At 72.5% G+C, this 18,658-nt stretch carries 15 protein-coding genes; 8 read left to right on the top strand and 7 right to left on the bottom strand.

Going from position 1 to position 18,658, the window contains the following annotated elements; translation table 11 throughout:
* Window positions 1-335: 335 nt before the first annotated feature.
* Genes ACF088_RS29350 through fabI form a run of 3 tightly spaced genes read right to left on the bottom strand, consistent with a single transcriptional unit; the run spans window position 336 to window position 3,175 of the window.
* Complete coding sequence (locus ACF088_RS29350) at window positions 336-1,859, bottom strand: class I adenylate-forming enzyme family protein (RefSeq protein ID WP_392378878.1); 1,524 nt, start codon at window positions 1,857-1,859, stop codon at window positions 336-338.
* The gene (locus ACF088_RS29345; RefSeq protein ID WP_392378877.1) at window positions 1,856-2,398 is read right to left on the bottom strand and encodes a MaoC family dehydratase; all 543 of its coding nucleotides are present in this window, start codon (window positions 2,396-2,398) and stop codon (window positions 1,856-1,858) included. The genes ACF088_RS29350 and ACF088_RS29345 overlap by 4 nt, the downstream gene beginning before the upstream one ends.
* Window positions 2,399-2,404: 6 nt before the next feature.
* A complete protein-coding gene (gene fabI / locus ACF088_RS29340) occupies window positions 2,405-3,175 on the bottom strand; it encodes an enoyl-ACP reductase FabI (RefSeq protein ID WP_392378876.1) in 771 nt (256 codons plus the stop codon).
* Between the two features lie 347 nt (window positions 3,176-3,522).
* Between fabI and ACF088_RS29335 the strand changes: the two genes are divergently transcribed.
* A complete protein-coding gene (locus ACF088_RS29335) occupies window positions 3,523-3,777 on the top strand; it encodes an acyl carrier protein (protein ID WP_392378875.1) in 255 nt (84 codons plus the stop codon).
* A gap of 559 nt (window positions 3,778-4,336) precedes the next feature.
* Window positions 4,337-4,915: a hypothetical protein gene (locus tag ACF088_RS29330; RefSeq protein ID WP_392378874.1), complete on the top strand. Its 579-nt coding sequence runs from the start codon at window positions 4,337-4,339 to the stop codon at window positions 4,913-4,915.
* Here the strand turns inward: ACF088_RS29330 and ACF088_RS29325 are convergent.
* The gene (locus tag ACF088_RS29325; protein ID WP_392378873.1) at window positions 4,905-6,146 is read right to left on the bottom strand and encodes a helix-turn-helix domain-containing protein; all 1,242 of its coding nucleotides are present in this window, start codon (window positions 6,144-6,146) and stop codon (window positions 4,905-4,907) included. The two genes, ACF088_RS29330 and ACF088_RS29325, sit on opposite strands and share 11 nt — an antisense overlap.
* 417 nt (window positions 6,147-6,563) lie before the next feature.
* Between ACF088_RS29325 and ACF088_RS29320 the strand changes: the two genes are divergently transcribed.
* Entirely contained in the window at window positions 6,564-7,808 is a 1,245-nt protein-coding gene (locus ACF088_RS29320) for an aldehyde dehydrogenase family protein (protein WP_392378872.1), read from the top strand.
* Entirely contained in the window at window positions 7,805-9,520 is a 1,716-nt protein-coding gene (locus ACF088_RS29315; protein WP_392378871.1) for a thiamine pyrophosphate-binding protein, read from the top strand. The genes ACF088_RS29320 and ACF088_RS29315 overlap by 4 nt, the downstream gene beginning before the upstream one ends.
* A 263-nt stretch (window positions 9,521-9,783) precedes the next feature.
* Here the strand turns inward: ACF088_RS29315 and ACF088_RS29310 are convergent, their stop codons facing one another.
* Both ACF088_RS29310 and ACF088_RS29305 read right to left on the bottom strand, forming a co-directional pair.
* The gene (locus ACF088_RS29310) at window positions 9,784-10,620 is read right to left on the bottom strand and encodes an ABC transporter permease (RefSeq protein ID WP_392378870.1); all 837 of its coding nucleotides are present in this window, start codon (window positions 10,618-10,620) and stop codon (window positions 9,784-9,786) included.
* A 14-nt stretch (window positions 10,621-10,634) separates the two neighbouring features.
* The gene (locus tag ACF088_RS29305) at window positions 10,635-11,291 is read right to left on the bottom strand and encodes a DUF1707 domain-containing protein (RefSeq protein ID WP_392378869.1); all 657 of its coding nucleotides are present in this window, start codon (window positions 11,289-11,291) and stop codon (window positions 10,635-10,637) included.
* Window positions 11,292-11,662: 371 nt separating this feature from the next.
* Here ACF088_RS29305 and ACF088_RS29300 point away from each other — a divergent pair, with 371 nt between their 5' ends.
* Complete coding sequence (locus tag ACF088_RS29300; RefSeq protein WP_392378868.1) at window positions 11,663-12,910, top strand: helix-turn-helix domain-containing protein; 1,248 nt, start codon at window positions 11,663-11,665, stop codon at window positions 12,908-12,910.
* 57 nt (window positions 12,911-12,967) lie between these two features.
* Here ACF088_RS29300 and ACF088_RS29295 read toward each other — a convergent pair whose 3' ends face one another.
* Window positions 12,968-13,147 (bottom strand): DUF5708 family protein, encoded by a 180-nt coding sequence (locus ACF088_RS29295; protein WP_392378867.1) that lies wholly within the window; start codon window positions 13,145-13,147, stop codon window positions 12,968-12,970.
* A 521-nt stretch (window positions 13,148-13,668) separates the two neighbouring features.
* On the opposite strand from ACF088_RS29295, the gene ACF088_RS29290 reads away from it, so the two are divergent.
* The 3 genes from ACF088_RS29290 (at window position 13,669) to lanKC (ending at window position 18,589) form a co-directional block, all read left to right on the top strand.
* Window positions 13,669-14,928 (top strand): beta-ketoacyl-[acyl-carrier-protein] synthase family protein, encoded by a 1,260-nt coding sequence (locus ACF088_RS29290; protein WP_392378866.1) that lies wholly within the window; start codon window positions 13,669-13,671, stop codon window positions 14,926-14,928.
* 104 nt (window positions 14,929-15,032) lie between these two features.
* Entirely contained in the window at window positions 15,033-15,824 is a 792-nt protein-coding gene (locus ACF088_RS29285) for a GNAT family N-acetyltransferase (protein WP_392378865.1), read from the top strand.
* Window positions 15,821-18,589 (top strand): class III lanthionine synthetase LanKC, encoded by a 2,769-nt coding sequence (gene lanKC, locus ACF088_RS29280; protein WP_392378864.1) that lies wholly within the window; start codon window positions 15,821-15,823, stop codon window positions 18,587-18,589. Before ACF088_RS29285 ends, lanKC begins: the two co-directional genes overlap by 4 nt.
* The last annotated feature ends 69 nt before the right edge of the window (window positions 18,590-18,658 follow it).

Raw genomic sequence — 18,658 nt, 5'->3', positions numbered from 1 at the left:
GCAGACCGGACGCCGACACGGACGCAGGCGAGGGAGCGTCGTAAACGAGGAAGCGATGGCGGCGAGGCAGCACAGGCCGAGGCGACATGTTCCACGTGAAACAACGGCAGACCTGAACCATCCGCAGACGTGAACCATCCGCAGACCAGAGCCATCCGCAAACGTGAACCATCCGCAGACGTGCAGCTACCGCAGACCTGAACCATCCGCAGACGTGAAACCACTGCACGTGTGGCCCATCCGCGTGCAGGGATCCACCGCAGACGTGAACCACCCGGACTTCCCGGGGCTCCCGCAGACCTGAACCACCCGTCATACACCCGGAGTTGTCCGGCTCAGCGCCCGACCGGGGCGCCGGTCCCCGGACCCCCTCCCAGCTCCAGCCCGAGCTCCGCACGCAGCGCATGCGTGTCGGGCTTTCCGTTGGCCGTGAGCGGGAAATGGTCGACGACATGGACCGCATTGGGCTGTTCATACTCCGCGAGGTGTTCGGCGAGCCGTCGGCGCCAGGTGAGCGGAGCCTCCCCCTCGGGGTCGGCGACCACGAAGTGCAGGGCACTGCCACGGCGTTGGTCCGCGACCGCCAGTACCTTCACCGGCCGGCCACAGGCCTCGGCACGGCGTTCCAGGCTCTCGGGGTAGAGCGTGAAGCCCAGCCGGTGCACGGCCTGATTGCGGCCCACCACCCGCACGGTGCCCTCGGCGTCGACACTGCCCAGGTCGGCCGTCGGATACCACGCGTCCGGGTCGACCGGCGTGAGCGAGCCGTCCTCCTGGAGGTAGCCGGCCATCAGCCCGGGTGAGCGCACCTCGATGCCGCCGAGCTCGCCGGGGCCGGCCGCGGTGCCGTCGGGGCGCCTGACGCGCAGCCGTACGCCGGGCAGCGGGCGCCCGCAGCCGTGCGGTGCGTCGGGGGTGGCCAGCGCGACATTGCCGAGTTCCGTCAGACCGTAGCCGTCCAGGAGTGGGCGGCCCATCGTCGTGTGGAAGGCCTCGGCCAGCGGAGCGGGCAGCGGTGCGCCGCCCACGCCCCAGAGCCGTACGCCGGCGAGCCCGGCGCGTACCTCCGGGCGGCGGCGCACCACGCCGAGGAGCGAGTGATACGTGGAGGGGGCGGCGTCCACGGCGGTGGCGCCATGGGCCGCGGCCTGCCCGACGGCCGCGTCGAGCCGCTGGTAGGGGGTGACCAGCAGGGTGCAACGGGCCAGCCACCACAGCAGGATGACGGAGAGGCCGTACTGGTGCGAGAACGGCAGCAGGGGTGCGAGGACGTCGTCCTCCCGGTAGCCCATGGCCTGGATGGTGCGTAGCGAGTTGTCGAGGACGGCCCGGCCGGGCTTGATGATGGCCTTGGGCCGCCCCGTGGTGCCCGAGGACCACAGGACGAGGGCGTCGGGGCGGCGGAACCAGGAGGCCAGACCGACGGCGCCGGGCGGGGGCGCCGGGGCGTCGGCGGCCAGCCGCGGGTAGTGGATGACGCGCCGGTCGGGGATGCCGGGGAAGCCGGTGGCGTGGTCGGCGGCGGTGACCAGCCAGCGGGCCCGGGCCTGGTGGCCGGCCGCGGCGGCGTCCGCGCAGGAGAGCCGGTGGTCGAGCGGGACGAGTGAGGTGTCCAGTTGCATCAGGGCCAGCAGGGTGACGACATAGTCGACGCTGTTGTCGCCCTGCACCAGGACCCGGTCGCCGGTGTGGAGGCCGAGCTGCCGTAAGGCGTGTGCGGTGGTTCGTATCCGGCGGCCAAGGGTCGGACCGTCGAGGCGGCCGGTGCCGCCGAGCGGGGCCGCGGCGCCGTCGAGCGGGGCCGCGGTGCCGTCGACGAGCCGGGCGGCGGCGACCGGAGGGGCGATGGTGTCGGTCATGGGTGTTCCGATTCCGTGGTGTCGAGCGGACGCCGGGCGGGCCACGGTGCGGTGGCCGGGCACAGCAGCGAGGACGTGGTGGTGGCCACCCAGGCGCCGCCCTCGTCCCGGAACTCGCAGTCGAGGGTGAGGAGCGGGCGGCCGGCGAGGGTGGTGGCGGCGGTGAGGCACACGGTGGCGTGCAGGGTGTCGCCGGCGTGTGCGGGGCGGGCATGGCGCAGCGTCTGCGCGCGGTGCACGGTGCCCTCGGTGGTGGTGAAATCCGGGTGTGCGCCCAGGAGTTGGTCCTCGGCGTGGCCGGCGAGGGTGGCCAGGTAGGTGGGCGGGGCGATGACGTCCGGGTGGCCGAGGGCGCGGGCGGCGGCCGGGTCCGTGTACGCGGGGTGGGGGTCGCCGAGCGCGGCGGCGAAGGCGGCGATCCGCACCCGCTCGATGGGGTACGGCCCGCAGCACAGGGTGGTGGGCGCCGCCGCTCCGTCCGCCCTCGCCGCTCCGTCCGCCCTAGCCGCTCCGTCCGCCTTCGCCCCTCGGCCCGTCATCGCCGGTCAGTCGCCGATCATGTGGTGGCCGCCGTCCGCGTGGACGATCTCGCCGGTGGTGGCGGGCAGCCAGTCCGACAGCAGCGCCACACAGGTACGGGCGACCGGCTCGGCGTCCTGCGGATCCCAGCCGAGCGGGGCGCGGGCCGCCCAGCTCTTCTCGAAGGACGGGCCGTCACCGCCGATTCCGCGGGCGGCCAGGGTGCGCAGGGGGCCGGCCGCGACGAGGTTGGCCCGTATGCCCTGGCCCCCGAGGTCGCGCGCCAGGTAGCGGGAGCAGGCTTCAAGTCCCGCCTTGGCGACGCCCATCCAGTCGTAGCCGGGCCAGGCCCGGGAGGCATCGAAGTCGACGCCGACGACACCGGCCCCGGGGCGGAGCAGCGGCCGGCAGGCCATGGCCAGTGCCACCAGGGAGTACGTCGAGGTGTGCAGGGCAGCGGACACATCGCGCCACGGTGCGGTCAGGAAGCCGCCGTCCAGGCAGGTGGCGGGGGCATTGGCGACCGAGTGCAGTACACCGTCGAGGCCGTCGAGGTGCTCGCCGACGCGGTCGGCGAGGGTGCTGAGCTGGTCTTCGTCCGTGACGTCCAGCTCCACGACGGGGGGCTCTTCCGGCAGCCGCCGGGCGAGCCGGGCGACCAGACTCGGCCGTCCGTAGGCGGTGAGGACGATCTTGGCGCCCTCTTCCTGGGCGAGGCGTGCCACTGCGTAGGCGATCGAGCTTTCGGTGATCACACCCGTGATGACCAGCTGCTTTCCGTCGAGCAGACCGCTCATGCGGTTCCTCCGTCTGACTCATACTCGACTTCGGAGTCACTGAACATAACTCAGAAGCATTGTCCTGGCTTGGTCTTGAAAGGCAGTCATTGACAACCTATCGGACCTCCAGTTGACTAGAACAGTCAAGTGTAGTCAAAAGAATGACTCCGGTGTCATGGAGGCACGGACGTCGCGCCGGCGCGCAGGACTTCTCGGTGACGCCCCGCACCGGGACGCCGCGTCGGCCGGTCGGCGCCGGCCCCGCCCCGCGGCAGGCCGCCGGTCGGGCCGCAGCCGCTCCGCGCGGCCTCCGGACCGCCCCCGCCACCCGGCGCCATCCCGCACTCCACAGAGAGGTGACCGTCATGACCGTCCCGACCCGCGAAGAGATCGTTGCGCAGCTCGCCGAGATCCTGCACGAGGTGGCCGGCGTGGTGCCGGCCGACGTGACCGAAGAGAAGTCCCTGGTCGAGGAGTTGGATGTGGACTCGCTCGCGATGGCCGAGGTCATCGTCGTGGCGGAGGAGCGTTTCGGGGTCGAACTGCCCGAAGCGGAGATGAAGGACATGCGCACGGTTTTGGACATAGTGATCCGGGTGGAGAAGCAGTCGGCGTCCTGAGGGTGGCCGCCGGCCGGTGCGCTTCTGCAGGACACGCCACACCGGCGGAAGCGCACCCGCACAAGGAAGGTGAATAGCAGTCGGATTGCCGGCAACTGAAGGCCGGCCGGCCCTCGACTTGCGGTCACCCGGGGTTCACCGTGTCGCGCCGGTCCGCACGTTGGCGAAATCTCGTAATGTCCTCGGGTAAACCGAAGTTGATTTTCGGTCGTCGCTTGTTGACGCAGGCATAGACCAGGGTTATCTTGAAGATCTCCGGAGTGTAAATCAAATCGACTCAGTGCACTGCTTTCTCGGATGTGACCGTCCGGAAAGGAGACATGGTGCGAGGGGATCTATGCGGGGGGACCAGCCTTCCTGTGGCGCGCATTCGCTCAACCATGACGGCGGACCGGCCAACGCGCCTCGTGAGGAGGGGTGTTGGGATCCGTCCCGCTCATCCGAATTAGCCGACGGCTTTTTGCATATATTCTCGAACGTCCCCGTTGACATTCGACGGCCCGACTGTTTAACGGCATTTCTGGGACGACTGCTGCATTGTTCCCCCGGCGATATACGGGTGACCCGGGACGGCTTCGGCCGACCGGTGTGCGCCGAACCGCCCGCCGCCGCCGGACGGCGACCGGGCACCCGCCTTTACCTCGACACCGGTGCGGACACCGGCCGGCGGTTCCTGGCTCTGAGCACGGACCTCCCGGTGGCCCTGTCCGTGCACACCGTGCCCCCCGGACCGGTCGGCGAACTGCTGCTCCCCTTCACCCCGTTGGAGCGCGGCTACGTCCAGGAGGCCCCGGTGGGCCGGCGGGGCCGGCGACTGGCGCAGCTGTGGACCCGTAAGGAAGCGGCACTGCGGCTGACCGGCCGCGGCGAGCTGGCCGCCGCCGACGCGATCGACGCGCTGAGCGGCGCGCGGGAGGGCACGATCGTGATTCCCGGATCTGCCGCGGGCCCCGGCGGCACGGCTTACGTCCGCGATCTGCCCGCGGGTCCGCAGACCGTGGCCTGCGCGGCGACCTCGGCCCCGGCACCCGGGGTCCGGAGCTGGCGGGCGAACGCGCCGTGCGGACCCGCCGGTACGCACGGCGGCGCGGCGGCCCAGGCAGGCGGTGTCCAGGCCACGGACACCGCTACGGCATGAGCACCGCGTGCGGATCCGGTCCCCCGCCCGCCCGGCCGCCGGCGCTCAGCTCCCGCCAGCTCTCCAGCGCCAGCCGGAAGGCGCCGGCGTTCTCATAGCCCTCGGCGGCCTCCTTGAAGTCGGCCTCCGCGGCCTCCTCACCGCCGTGGGCGCGATGGGCGCGGGCGAGGTGGAGCAGCGCGCGGGCACGGTCGAGAGGCGTCAGTTCGCCGGCGTCGGGATCGATCGCGGCGGCGTGTTCCGCGGCCGCCGCGGGCTTGTGGTGGCGCAGCGCCGCGGCCGTCTCCAGGACGGCGAGCCAGGTCCTGACGGACGGGGTGTCGACGAGCGCGGCGGCCTGCCGGGCCCGCTCCAGCAGGGCATCGGCCTCGTCCGGCGGGCCCGCGGCGATGGCCAGCAGCGTACGGGCGCGGGCCAGTTGCAGCCGCAGCCGCATACCGTCCGTCGCGGCGAGCAACTGCTCCGCCTCGGCCAGCAGTTCCAGCGCCCGGTCCGGATGCCCGCCGAGATACTGCGCACCGGCCACCGCCCACAGCGCACCGGCCCGCAGTTCACCGGCCGGGAGCGGGGCGACCTCCGCCTGCAGCTCCGCCCCGAGCTGCTCGGCGCGGCTCCACTCACCGCTGTCGACGGACACCGACAGCAGTGCCACCCGGGCCTGCGCCCGCTCCGGGCGGCCGGGCTCCAGCTCGCCGGTGACCCGGACGGCCTCCTCGGCGAAGCGGACACCGTCCGAGAGGCGGCCCGCGGCGCGCAGCAGTTGGGCGAGTTCGATGGCGACGCGGGCGTGCAGCACCGGCGCGGAGCGGGTGAGCGGGTCGTCGAGGAGGTGGCGCAGCGCCGCTTCATGGCGGGCCGGGTCGTCGAGCCGCCCGAGGACGGTGGCCAGTTCCCAGCGTGCCTCCCAGCGCACCTCGTCCTGACCGGCGCCGGCCTGCTCCACCACCGACTCCAGCTGCCGCCGGGCGGCCGGCCAGTCACCGGCCAGCTGGCTGGACCGGGCGGCCACCAACTGGCCGACCAGACCGAGGCGCCGGGTCAGCCGGTCGCCGGGCCCGTCGGTGGCGCACAGCGCCTCGACCGTCGTGCCGAGCCGTTCCGCGAGGGACCGGGCGATCTTGGCGCCGGGGACTCTGCGGCCGTTCTCGACCAGCGAGACATAGCTGGGGGAGAGATCGTCCCCGGCGAGGTCCCCCTGGGACAGACCCTGAGAGCGCCGGACCTCCCGCACTCGCTTACCGAAAGCAGGCTGCTCAATCGTCAAGAAAATCGCTCGCAGTTGAGTGGGGCGGACGGACGGTGACGGGGGCACGGACGCTGCGGACAGAGGGAACGCGATGACCGCGAGTCTACTCGTCACAGGGCCTGCTCAGGGGCGTTTGTGAACGACCCGACTCCTGGCCGGGAGTCATTTTTTGTCACTTTCGGAGTCCGGTATTCCCCTGGTCCGTGCGCGAGCGTTCCGACAGATGAGAGGTCGACTCGGAGGCTCTGGGCCAGGGCGGGCGGGACGGCGAGGGGCCCCGTGGACCGGCCGGGAGCGAGGCCGCTTGTCATATGAGACAGTCGAGTGCAATGACTTTACTTGACAATAAATGACAATTGGCTGACGCTGACCCTCCATGGACTACGCCCCGAGGAGGGACATATGAGCTCCGCTCCCGCATGGCCGACCGTGGCCGCCGAGCCGGAGGAGAACAGCACCGACAGCCGGCGTGCGGCGGGCGTGCACCGGGTCCGGGACTTCCTGGTGAACGACGCCGGTACCGTGCACGAGCTGCTGTGCGAGATCTCCACCCACCGCGCCGCGCGCTACGAGATCGAGTCGACCATCGCCACCCTCGACGGGGCCCTGGACGAGGTGGCCGCCCACCGGCCCGGCCGGGTCCCCCGGCTGGCCGCCTTCATGCCGTCGAACGTCATCCTCTACTCCTACGCCCTCTACCTCCTGGTCCCGGCGCTCTACACGGACCGGCTGGTCTTCCGCCCCTCCAGCCGGGTCAAGGACCAGATGCGCCGGCTGCACACCCTGCTCGCCGAGCGGCACGGCCTGCCGATCACCCTCACCGGCGCCAGCCAGCGGGAATTCCTGCAGGAGCACGTACGCCCCGCCGATGTCGTCGTGTTCACCGGCGCCTACGCCAACGCCGAACAGATCCGCGCCCGGCTCTCCCCCGGGCAGCTCTTCCTCTTCCTCGGCTCCGGCGTCAACCCGTTCGTCGTCGCCCCCGGCGCCGATGTCGAGCAGGCGGTCCGCGACGCGATCGCCATCCGGGTCCTCAACACCGGCCAGGACTGCCTGGGCCCCGACCTGTTCACCGTCCACGAGTCGCTGCTCGACCCGTTCGTCGACACCCTGGTCAGCGAACTGAAGGGGCTGCGCTACGGCCCCTACTCCGACCCGGACGCCGACTTCGGGCCGATCTTCTACGAGAGCGCGCTGGAGGACGGCGCACAGTTCCTCGCCCGCAACCACGGCGGCATCGTGCACGGCGGTCATGTCGACTTCCGCGGCCGGCGGCTCGATCCCACCGTCGTCGTCGGTGCGGAGGTCACCCCGCGCACCCACGTGCCGGAGTTCTTCGCCCCGATCTTCAATATCGCCGGCTACCGCGACCAGGACGCGCTGGCCGCGACCCTCACCACCGGCATGTTCACCGAACGCGCCCTGGGCTCCAGCGTCTACGGCCACGCCCCCGGCCTCGTCGAGGCGCTGCGTCGGCGCACCACCGTCACCCTCGACACCACCTTGCTCTCCATCGACAACGGCAACGCCCCGTTCGGCGGCTACGGCCGGATGGCCAACTACATCGCCGACGGCGAGGACGTGCGGGCCGAACCCGTACTGGTCTCCCAGGCCGTCGCCGCCTACGGTCCGGGAGCCGGCCGATGACCCCCTGCGTCCACCCCACCGCCTGGGCCGCGATCGCCGACCACCTCCACCACCTGGGCACCGAGGTGGTGTTCGGGCTGCCCGGCGACGATATGGCGCTGCTCGGGGAGCTGGAGCGGTCCGCCACCGAGGTGGTGCTCTGCCGCGACCAGCGCAACGCCCTGTTCATGGCGACCGGTTACGCGCTCGCCGCCGGCCGCCCCGGCGTCTGTGTGATCGGCAAGGGTCCGGCGCTGACCAATGCGCTCACCGGCGTCCTGGAGGCGCGCTCCGCCGCCGTCCCGCTGATCCTCATCGCCGACGGCACCCGGCTCGACCGGCTCGGCACCGGCGCCTTCCAGGAGCTGGACCAGCTGACCGCGATCCGCCCGTACGTGAAGTGGGCGACCCGTGTCGACCATGCCGCACGGCTGCCGGGCGCCCTGGAGAAGGCCGCCGCGCTCGCCGTCAACGGCGCCCCGGGGCCGGTCTACCTGGAGCTCGCCGAGCAGATCGCCGCCGAACCGGTCACCCGCAACGGGCCGTGGCGCCCGGCCACGCCCCAGCGGCCCGCCCCCGACCCGGATGCGCTGGCCGCCACCGCCGCCCGGATCGCCGCGGCCGAGCGGCCGTTGCTGCTGGTCGGCGGCGGCGCCCGGCACCGCAACACCGGCCGCCGGTTCGAGCGCTTCGCCGAGCTGCTCGGCGCCGGATTCTTCAGCACCGCCTCCGGCCGTGGCACGGTCGCCGAGGACCACCCGCTCCACTGCGGCGTCAGCGGCCTCTACACGGTCGCCCCGATGGACGCGCTGTGGCGCGAGGCGGATCTGGTCATCGCACTGGGCAGCCGCCTGGAGGAGACCGCCACCTTCGGCTGGCCGGAGGAGGTGGCGCAACTCCCGGTCGTCCAAGCGGTGTTGGGAGAGGAAAACCTGGTCATGGAGCGGCCGGGCGGCCATGTGCTCGGTGACGCCGGACGGATCGTCGACGGCTGGGCGGGGCTGCTGTCCGGTCACCGGCCCACGGGCGCCTGGCCGGCGCGGGTCCGCACGGCGCGGGCCGCGCTGGTGCAGCGCGCCGCGGACCGTGCCGAGGAGGCCGCCAAGACGGTGCCCGAGGGGGCCGTGCCGGTCGCCCGGGTGCTGGCCGCCCTCGACCGCGTGCTCCCCGCGGACCGCGTCCTGGTCCAGGAGAACGGCCTGCAGGACATGTGGTCGTACTTCTTCCCGCACTGGTCGCTGGGGTCCGGCGGCGGTTCCGTGGTGCCCAGCGAGCAGACCCCGCTCGGCTTCGGCGCGGCCGCCGCGGTGGGCGTACGGCTGGCCGAACCGGCCGGGCGGCCGGTGGTCGCGGTGGTCGGCGACGGTGCCTTCAACCTCTTCCGCGGCGAGCTGCCCACCGTCGCCGACGCGGGCGTCGCCGTTCTCTATGTCGTCCTCGACAACGGCGGTTACGGCTGGCTGCAGTCCAACCTCGACCGGGTCTCTCCGGCCGGCTCGCGCTTCGCCTTCACCCGGCCCCGCCCGACCGGCACCGAGGGCCTGGCCGGCGCCTACGGCCTGGGCTACCGGCGGGTGACGGACGCCGACGAGCTGCCCGGGGCACTGGCCGATGCCTGGCGGCAGGTCGCGGCCGGGACCACCGCCGTGGTGGAGGTGGCGACCGCACTCGCCGACACCCCGCCGGGGATGACCGCCTCCGCGGGGGACTTCCCGGAGCGGGAGGGCCATTAGGGCCATTAGGGCCTTTGGGGCCGTTGCGGCTGTTGGAGCCGTTGCGGCCCCTCCGGCCCCTCCGGCCCTGTCGGCCCGGGGCCGGTGGCCGGTGGATGGTGGACGCTGGGCGGCACGAGGCAGGTGCGGCCCCGACGGGGAGGGTGCGTGCCCGGCCCCCTCCGGCCGGGGGTGCCGGAGGGAGCCGGGCACGACTTCTTCGTACGGAGGGAGCCACGCCGAGGGCGTGCCGGGGGAGGCGCTCGGCTCCGTACGGATCGGTGTCAGGTCTTGGCGCGGAACTTGGCGACGGCCACCGGGGCGGTGAGGGCGGTCAGACCCACCGACCACACCAGCGTCCAGAGCACCGGGCCGGCCACCGGGCCCTCGCCCAGGGCGAGTCCGCGGGCCGCGTCGGCCATGTGGGTCAAGGGGTTGAAGCGGGTGAAGGTGTACAGCCAGTCCGGCATGGTCGAGGGCGGCACGAAGATCGAGGAGCCGAACTCCAGCGGGGTCAGCACCAGGACCGAGAGCCCCTGGATGGCCTGTGCGGTGCGCAGGGTCAGGCCCAGCAGCATGAAACCCCACACCAGCGAGGTGCCGAACACGGCGGTCAGGGCGGTCGCGGCCAGCACGCCCGGCCAGTGCCCGGCGACGTCGAAGCCGAGCAGGGCACCGACGATCAGCAGCACCGTGATGGCCACCAGCATCCGGCCGGTCTCCACCACCAGCTTGGCCACCAGCACCGAGGAGCGGCCGATGGGCATCGTACGGAAGCGGTCCATCACGCCCGTACGGAAGTCGTCGTTGACGCCGACGCCCACGGCCATGGCGATGGTCATGCCGAGGATCACCATCAGCCCCGGGACCAGGAAGGCGGTGTACTGCGCCCGGTCGCCGCCGGCGCCGATCGAGCCGCCGAAGACGAAGACGAACAGGGTGGTCAGCACGATCGGCATCAGCAGGGCGTCGGACATCGCCGTCGGGTTCTGCCGGATCTGGAGGACATTGCGGCGGACCAGCGCGCCGATGTGCCGGGCCCTCGCCCGCAGTCCGATCCGGCCCTCGTCGCGTACGGGGGCGGACGGCCCGGAGCGGGGCAGCGCCTGAGCGGACGTCACGGCTTCTCCTCCGGTCAGGCCCGGGTGCGGCGCTCGTCGAGCCACTTCTGCCAGTACGTGCGGCGGTCGCTGTCGGGGTGGGCGACGATGATGTCACCGAGGACGGCGGCGCCGGTGATGCGCACGAGCGGGGTGATGGCTTCCGGGCCGGCGTGCTGCCGGGTCAGATCGCGGACATCCCCGAGGACCTGGCTGCAGTGCGTCTCGACCCGGACGCCCTCCGGGAGCAGCAGATGCACATCACCGACGATCGCACGGGCCTTGATGGTCAGTTCGCCGGTGGACGGTGCCGGGGAGGCGCACAGGTCCAGGGTCAGGTCCCCGAAGACCGCGGTCGCCTCGATGCCGTGTTCCAGCACGGGGCTGCGGTGGACGAGGTCGCCGAAGGTGGCGCGGAAGGTGCGCGCCCCCGCCGGGCCCGACGGTGCGGCGGGGGGTGTCACGTGCGGCAGATCCTCGCCGACGGACATCAACTCCGTGCGGGTCCGCGCCAGATAGGCCGCCTCGGACCGTTCGGCCAGCTCTTCCAGGGTTAACCGGCCTTCCACGGCGGCCTCTCTGAGCCGTTCGACCATGTTCTCGCGCTCGGCGTCGGACGCCAGCACCGAGGGCGACGAGGTGGAAGGGGCCGCCGGATCCTTCTGCAGATCTGGGCGTGGGGGCTGCGTCATGGGTGGTGCCTCCGCGGAGTCCGCCGGTGGTGGGGCGCTTGCTGCCTCATCCGACCACGTCACCTCGGAGGTGTGCATCGGCGTGCGGTAGTACATCGAAAGGTTGACCCACGGCCCCGCGGCACACAGTTCGGTGTACCCGGCAGCCGGTTTTTCGGTGTGTGCACCGGCCTCTCGGCGGGGTGCTGTGCGCAATGCGCCGAGCCCATCGAAATGATCTCGGTGGACTCGGTGAAGGCCGGTGGCGGAATCCGAATATCGGTCGACTTCTTCTTGACTACTTGGTAAAGTGCTGACCATTCATTGTGACTCGGCGATTTGAAGCAGCCGGCCGGGATCATCCGTCGTCCGAAATCCGGAGGGTTTGTCGAATGCCTGAGCTGGCGGACACCGGGAGGAGAATCAAAGAGCTCCGGGTCGGCGCCGGTATGACTCAGCACGACCTTGCCGGGCCCGACATGTCGTCCAGCTACATCTCGTTGGTTGAACGCGGGAAGCGTATTCCCAGCGGCCGGGCACTCAAGATCCTTGCGGAACGCCTCGGCGTGGGCGTGGACGAAATATCCGGTACCGCCGGGCAGGCCGAAACCACCGGCCGGGTCCGCAGGCTCGACCTCGTCGGGCGATTGGTGGCGGCGCGCAGGCAATGGGACGGTGGCGATGCCGAGGGCGCGCTGTCGGAATTCCGCGCACTGGCCGAGAGGGAACCGGCCGGCCGGCAGGACGACGTATTTACCGAGGCGCAGCTCGCCATTGCCGAAATTCTGGGCACTCTCGGCCGCGCCGACGAGGGCGCCGAGGTCCTGCTGCGGATGCTGGAGGCGCCGGCCCCCGTGCCGTACGCCGAGCCCCGGCTGCGCGCGCTGATCGCGCTGGCCGATCTGCTGGAATCGGCCGGCCGGGTCCAGGACGGGCTGCGCTACGCGCTCACCGGCCACCTCGAATGCGAAGGCCGGCGCCCCGAGACCGGGTTCCACTCGCTGCTGGTCCTCGAAGTGCTCACCCGCTGCGCGTATTGGAGCGGCTGCCCGGACTGGGCTCCCGGCAGCGATCAGACCCGGCCACCGGCGGACGGGGTGCTCCCCGGGCCGCACGCCGCCATCGCTCTGCACCGGGCGCTCGACCTGCGCGACCGGGGCGAGGCGGAGCGGGCCGCCGCCCTGCTGGGGGAGTGTGCGCGCCGGGTTGCCCCGGCCGCCGGCTTCCCGCTCTGGGAGAAGATCAACGGCCATTACGCCCTGCTGTTGCTGCACCGGGGCGAGACGGAACAGGCGCGCAGCATCGTCGAGCGCGGCCTGGTGGTGGCATCGGTGGCGCAGGAACCGGAGTTCCCGCTCTGGCTCACGGCCGCGGATGCGGTCCGGGCGGAGGCGGCCGGTGACACCGACCGCCTCTTTGCGCTGGGCGAGCGGCTGGCCGCGCTGCCCGATACCGGCCGCAGTCATGAGAAAGCCGCCGCGCTCGGTGAGATCGCGGCGGCATGTGAGCGGGTGGGGGACCGGGAAAGGGCGGCCGGGCACTTCCGGTATTCCGCGGAACTGTTCCGGCGGGCCCAGGCGTACCGGCACGCCGAGCGGGCCCGGGAACGGCTGACGGATCTCCTCGAAAAGCGGGACTGACGGCACCGGGGCCATGTCCCGCCGTGACGCAATGCCACTATTGCGCGCAATGCGCGTTTATTTATTAGCTTTCTTTCCCAATCCCAGGAGCGCGAACAAGGCCTCCGCGCCGCCGATGATCGCCAGGATCAGCCCGGCCTTGTGAAGCGAGATGATCGGGGTCTCCACTTCCTTTGTGGTCAGCCAGAGGATCAGACCTGCGATCGCCAGCACAATGCCGACGGCAATACCCTTCATGAGTTCCCCTCGTTCCCTGTGATGTGTCGGAGCGCGTTGTACGGACCAGCGTCCCGCCCGGCCGGCGCATTCGGATCATCCGCAGGTAGGCACTTTCCGTCCCGCTGTCTGTCACTTTCTATGTACTCCCGGCCCTGTCAGGGGGAGGCGCGGTGGCCCCGGACGGGGTGGTGAGGGGGCGCCGGGGGCGGCGGCGCGGGGCGGCCGGCGGCAGGTGTGGGGTGCGACCCGATGGCGCCCCTGTTCCGTCCGTGGCCCCTTCCCCGGCCATGCGGGCGGGGTGCCGGCGCCCCGTCGAACGGCAGTCGAATGCCCACCACAGTCAATTTTAGTGACTCTGTCAGTCATCCCGCTGAGGGCATCTTTGCTGGTGTGAGGCCCGTACCGGGAGCGGGTGGGGAGGCGGTGGCGGTCCTCCTTGGGTCCAGACCGTTGACAGCACAATGACTCGCCTGTCATGTTTCTGGTCATGAGGGCGCCCCGAGCGTGACAACGGGGCAGGAAATCAGGAGGCGGGTTTCATGGAGTTGCGCACGGATCGGCGACGCGTTGTCGTCACCGGCTGCGGCGTGGTGTCCCCCGTGGGAAACACCACCGCGGACTTCTGGGCCGCTCTTCTCGCCGGCCGTAGCGGCGTCCGCCCCGTGACCCGCTTCGATGTCTCCGGTCTTCCGGTCCGTATCGGCGGCGATGTCACCGGCTTTGACACGACCGGCTACCTCACCCCGCAGGAAGCCCGGCGCAGCGACCGCTTCACGCAGTACGCGGTGGTCGCCGCGGCGCAGGCGATGCGGGCCGCCGGCCTCGAAGAGCCGGCCGGTACCGACCCGTACCGCTTCGCCGCGGTGATCGGCTCCGGCTACGGCGCCGCCCACGCGATCCAGCAGCAGTACGACGTCCTGAAGGTGCGGGGCCCGCGCCGGGTCTCCCCGTACCACTCGGTTCTCACCGCCATCGACCACCCGGCAAGCCTGCTGTCGATCAAGTACGGCATCAGCGGCCCCAGTTGCGCGGTCTCCGCGGCCTGCGCCACCGGCGCGGTGGCCCTCGGCGAGGCGACCGAGCTGATCCGCAGCGGCCGCGCCGACATCGCCCTGGCCGGCGGCACCGACGACTCCCTCACCGCCGTCGACCTGGCCGGCACCGCCAACGCCCAGGCGCTCTCCCGCCGCAACGACGACCCCGAAGGCGCCAGCCGGCCCTTCGACCGGGACCGCGACGGGTTTGTGATGGCCGTCGGCGCCACCGTCCTGACGCTGGAGGAGGCCGGCCACGCCGAACGCCGCGGCGCGGAGATCCTCGCCGAGGTGGCCGGTTACGCCGCCACCACCGACGCCCACCACGCCACCGCCCCCGACCCGACCGGCGCCGGAGCCGTCCGCGCGATGCGCGGCGCGCTCGCCGACGCCGGCCTCGCCCCCGAGGACGTCGGCCAGATCAGCGCCCACGGCACCGGAACCGTCCTGAACGACCGCATCGAGGCGGCGGCGCTGCGCGAGGCGCTCGGCCCCGACCAGCTGAGCCGTACGCCGGTCACCGCGGTCAAGAGCATGACCGGGCACATGCTCGGCGCCTCCGGAGCCGCCGAGGCCGCCGCCGCGGTGCTGTCCCTCCGGGACCGCAAGATCCCACCGATCCGCAACTGCGACCACCCCGAGGAAGAAGACCTCGACCTGGTCCTCAAGGGCGCCCGCGACTGGGACGGCGACGTGGTGCTGAGCAATTCCTTCGGCTTCGGCGGCCACAACGCCGTCCTCGTACTGACCCGCTACACCCCCTGACGACCCGCTACACCCCCTGAAGACCCGCTCCACCCGCTGCACCGCTGACGACCCGCTCCACCCGCTGACGACCCGCCACCACCCGCTGAGGAGGGAAACGCACCGTGCAGGGACGACTGGTGACCTTGGAATGGCCCGGCGACGACGACTGGGCAGCGATCGCCTCCTGGCTGCGGCCCGGTTCGCCGGCGGCCGTACTCAGCGGCGACTGGGAGCTGCTGGGCGCCGCCGAGGTCGAGCAGGCCAACCGCTCCGGCCGGGTCCACCACCTGGTGATCCGTACCAAGGACGGCGAGCGCATCGGCACCGTCAGCTATCAGCGTTCCGGCCGGATCGGCGGCTTCACCGTCGGGGGCGCGATCGGCTCGCCCGAGCTGTGGCGCCGCGGCTACGGCGCGGAGGCCGTCGTCCTGCTCGTCGACTACCTCTTCCACCAGCTCGACGCGCACCGCGTGCAGGTCACCACCGCCGGTTACAACAAGGGCATCATCCGGCTGATGACCAAGACCCCCTTCGTGGTCGAGGGCATCCTGCGCGACCACTGCTACCTCGACGGCCAATACCACGACGCGATCGTCTGGGGCCTGCTGCGCGACGAGCACTACGCCTCGCTCAAGCCCAGTGACGACAACCGCGTGCTGGCCGTCGGCCTCGCCGACTTCGTCTCCGACGACGACAAGACCCAGGCCCGCGCCGTCCTCACCGAGCACCTGGCGACCGGCCGCCGTACCGCGCTCGACGCCTACCTGGACGAGGCCGCCGAGGCCGTACGGCCCACCGGACCGCTCGACACCGAGGCCGCCGGGCCCGATCCGCTTGCCGCCGAGCCCGACCGGCCCGCCGCACCGCTCGCCGCCGAGGCCGGCGCGCCCGCCCCCGCCCGAGGTGTCGCATGAGAGACGGCGCCGAGAGCTTCGCCCTGGCCGACCGCACCTTCTTCGACTGGCCCGGCAACTGGGACCTGGAGGCCACCCGCTTCCCCGCCCCGCCGCTGCCCGACGGCTGGCGGCGCGACGACAACGAGGCCTGGACTTTCTGCCGCCCGCCCGAGGACCGGCTCCCGGACCAGGGCTGGAAGATCCACGTCAGCGCGGCCCCCGACGACGCCCCCCGCACCCTCGCCGATGTCGCCCGCTACTGCACCCGGCACGGCATCGCCTTCAAGTACCTCAAGAGCGCCAACGTCCTGCGCGCCCTGAGCCGCAAGTACGCCCAGCGCTCCTCGGCCGGCAAGCTGCTGACCGTCTACCCGGTGGACGACGCCGAGTTCGCCCGCACCCTCGAAGGGCTCGACGCCCTCGTCGGCGGCCGCCCCGGCCCGTACGTCCTCACCGACCTGCGCTTTCGGCAGGGCCCGCTCTACGTACGCTACGGCGGCTTCCGCACCCACCACATGGAGGACGCCGACGGCGAGCTGGTCACCGCCTTCCACCGCCCCGACGGCACCCCGGAGCCGGACCGCCGCACCCCGGTCTTCCACACCCCCGACTGGGTCGCGGTACCGGACGTCCTCAAGGACTCGCTGGCCGCCCGGCAGGCTCTGGACGACTTCCCCTACCGGATCACCGGGGCGCTGCAGTTCTCCAACGGCGGTGGCGTCTACCGCGCCGCCCCGACCGGCGCCGACGCCCTCGGCGCCGGTGAGGTCAGCGTCGTCCTCAAGGAGGGCCGGCCCTACTCCGGCACCGACGGCGTCGGCCGCGACGCGGTCAGTCGGCTCGCCCACGAGCACCGGATGCTGGAGCGGCTGACCGGACTGCCCGGCATCCCGCGCACCTTCGGCACCCTCCAGGTCCGCGACCACCTCTTCCTGGTGCTGGAGGACATCGCCGGCCAGGACTTCCAGACCTGGCTCGCCGCCCACCACCCGCTGACCGTCCCCGACCCCGACGAGCAGGCCGTCGCGCAGTACCGTGACCGCGCGCTGGCCCTGTTCGGCCGGATCGAGGCGCTGGTCGGCGCGGTGCACGGCCGCGGCATCCGGATCGGCGACCTGCACCCGGGCAACCTCATCATCAGGCCCGGTGACGAACCGGTCCTGATCGACTTCGAGGTGGCCGACGAGCTCGACCGGGCCACCCCCAGCAGCCTCGGCGCCCCCGGTTTCCACCGCGCCGACGCGACCGGCGCGGACGGCGACCACTATGCGCTCGCCGCCATCGGACTGTGGCTCTTCCTGCCGCTGGCCGCCCTCGGCGGGCTCGCCCCGGACAAGGCGCCCGCGCTGCTGGCCGCCGCGGCCGAGCGGTTCGGGCTGCCGGACGCGCTGGTGGCCCGGCTGGCTCCGCAGCTGGCCCCCAACGACAACACGACGTCCACGCTCCGCTCCTCACCGGGCACCTTCCCACCCACCGACGTGCTGGTCTCCCTCGCCCGCGGGCTGCGCGACAGCGCCACCCCGCACCGCGCCGACCGGCTCCACCCCGGCGGCTTCGAGCAGTTCATCGAGGGCGGCGCGGGCTTCGGACACGGCGCGGCCGGCGTCCTGTGGGCCCGGCACACCGCCCTGGGGGAACGCGACGAGCAGGGCGCGGCCTGGCTGCGCGCCGCCGTCGACCGGGTCCCCGCCGAGCGGATCGGCTTCTACGACGGTCTGCACGGAATGGCCTACGTCTTACGGGAGTTGGGCGACGACGAAGCGGCCCTGCGGGCCCTCGACCGGGCCGCCGGCAAGCTCGCCGTACGCCACTGCCCCAGCCTCTACCGCGGTCTGTCCGGCGTCGGCCTGAACCTGCTGCACTTCGCCGACGCGCTCGGCAGCGCCGCCTTGCGACAGCAGGCCCTCGGCCTCGCCGACCGCGTCACCGAGCGGCTGGCCACAGCCCGCACCGAACCCGTCGAGCGCCGCCGCCGGCGCGGCTCGAAGGACGCCGCCGGCCTGATGTACGGCTGGTCGGGCGCCGCGCTCTTCCTCCTGAGTGCCCACCGGGCCACCGGGGACCCCGCGCTGCTGGACGAGGCGGTACACGCCGTCCACCGCGACCTCGACCGGTGCGCACCGGGCCCGCAGCACACCCTCCAGGTGGACGAGGGCTTCCGGCTCCTGCCCTACCTGGACAACGGCAGTGCCGGTATCGCCCTGGTGGCGGCCGAGTTGCTCCAGGTGCGCGACGACGACCGGATCCGCGCGGCGCTGCCCGCCCTGCTGCGCGCCTGCGCCGCCGACTTCGTCATCGAGTCGGGGCTGCTGGGCGGACGCGCGGGCCTGCTCGCCACCCTGGCCGCGCTCCGCGACCGGGTGCCGCTCTCCCCGGACGCCGGGGAGCGGCCGGACGGCCCCGCACCGGGCAGCGCAGCCGTCGACCGGTATCTGCGCCGTCATCTGACCCGGCTCGGCCAGCACGCCATGACGTGGAACGGAGCGGTGGTCTTCCCCTGCGACGGCCGCGCCCGGATCTCCATGGACCTGGCCGACGGCGGTGCCGGCGTCCTGCTGGCGCTCTCCGCCACCGAACGGGGCACCCCGCTGCTCCCGTTCCTCACCGACTCGCGCCTCGCAGCGGCCGTTCATCCGGCCGCCCCGGGACGCGCCGGCGGCGCGCACAGCGCCGCCACCCCCACCGCCCCGTCCGGGGCAGCGGGCACTGCACACAGCGGAAGGGAGGTGTCGTCAGATGACCATCATGGACCTTCAGGGCCTGGAGGTGCCGGGCGAGCGTGACGCCCAGGCGCTTGGCTCGACCGTCTCCGGCGGCTGCTGACGCGATGCCGGGTGGACCGTGCACTGTCA

This window comes from Streptomyces sp. NPDC015125, from assembly GCF_043080045.1.
In the GTDB taxonomy this organism is placed as follows: domain Bacteria; phylum Actinomycetota; class Actinomycetes; order Streptomycetales; family Streptomycetaceae; genus Streptomyces.
Note: the sequence above shows the minus strand (reverse complement) of the source record. Positions and strands in the feature narration are given on the sequence as shown.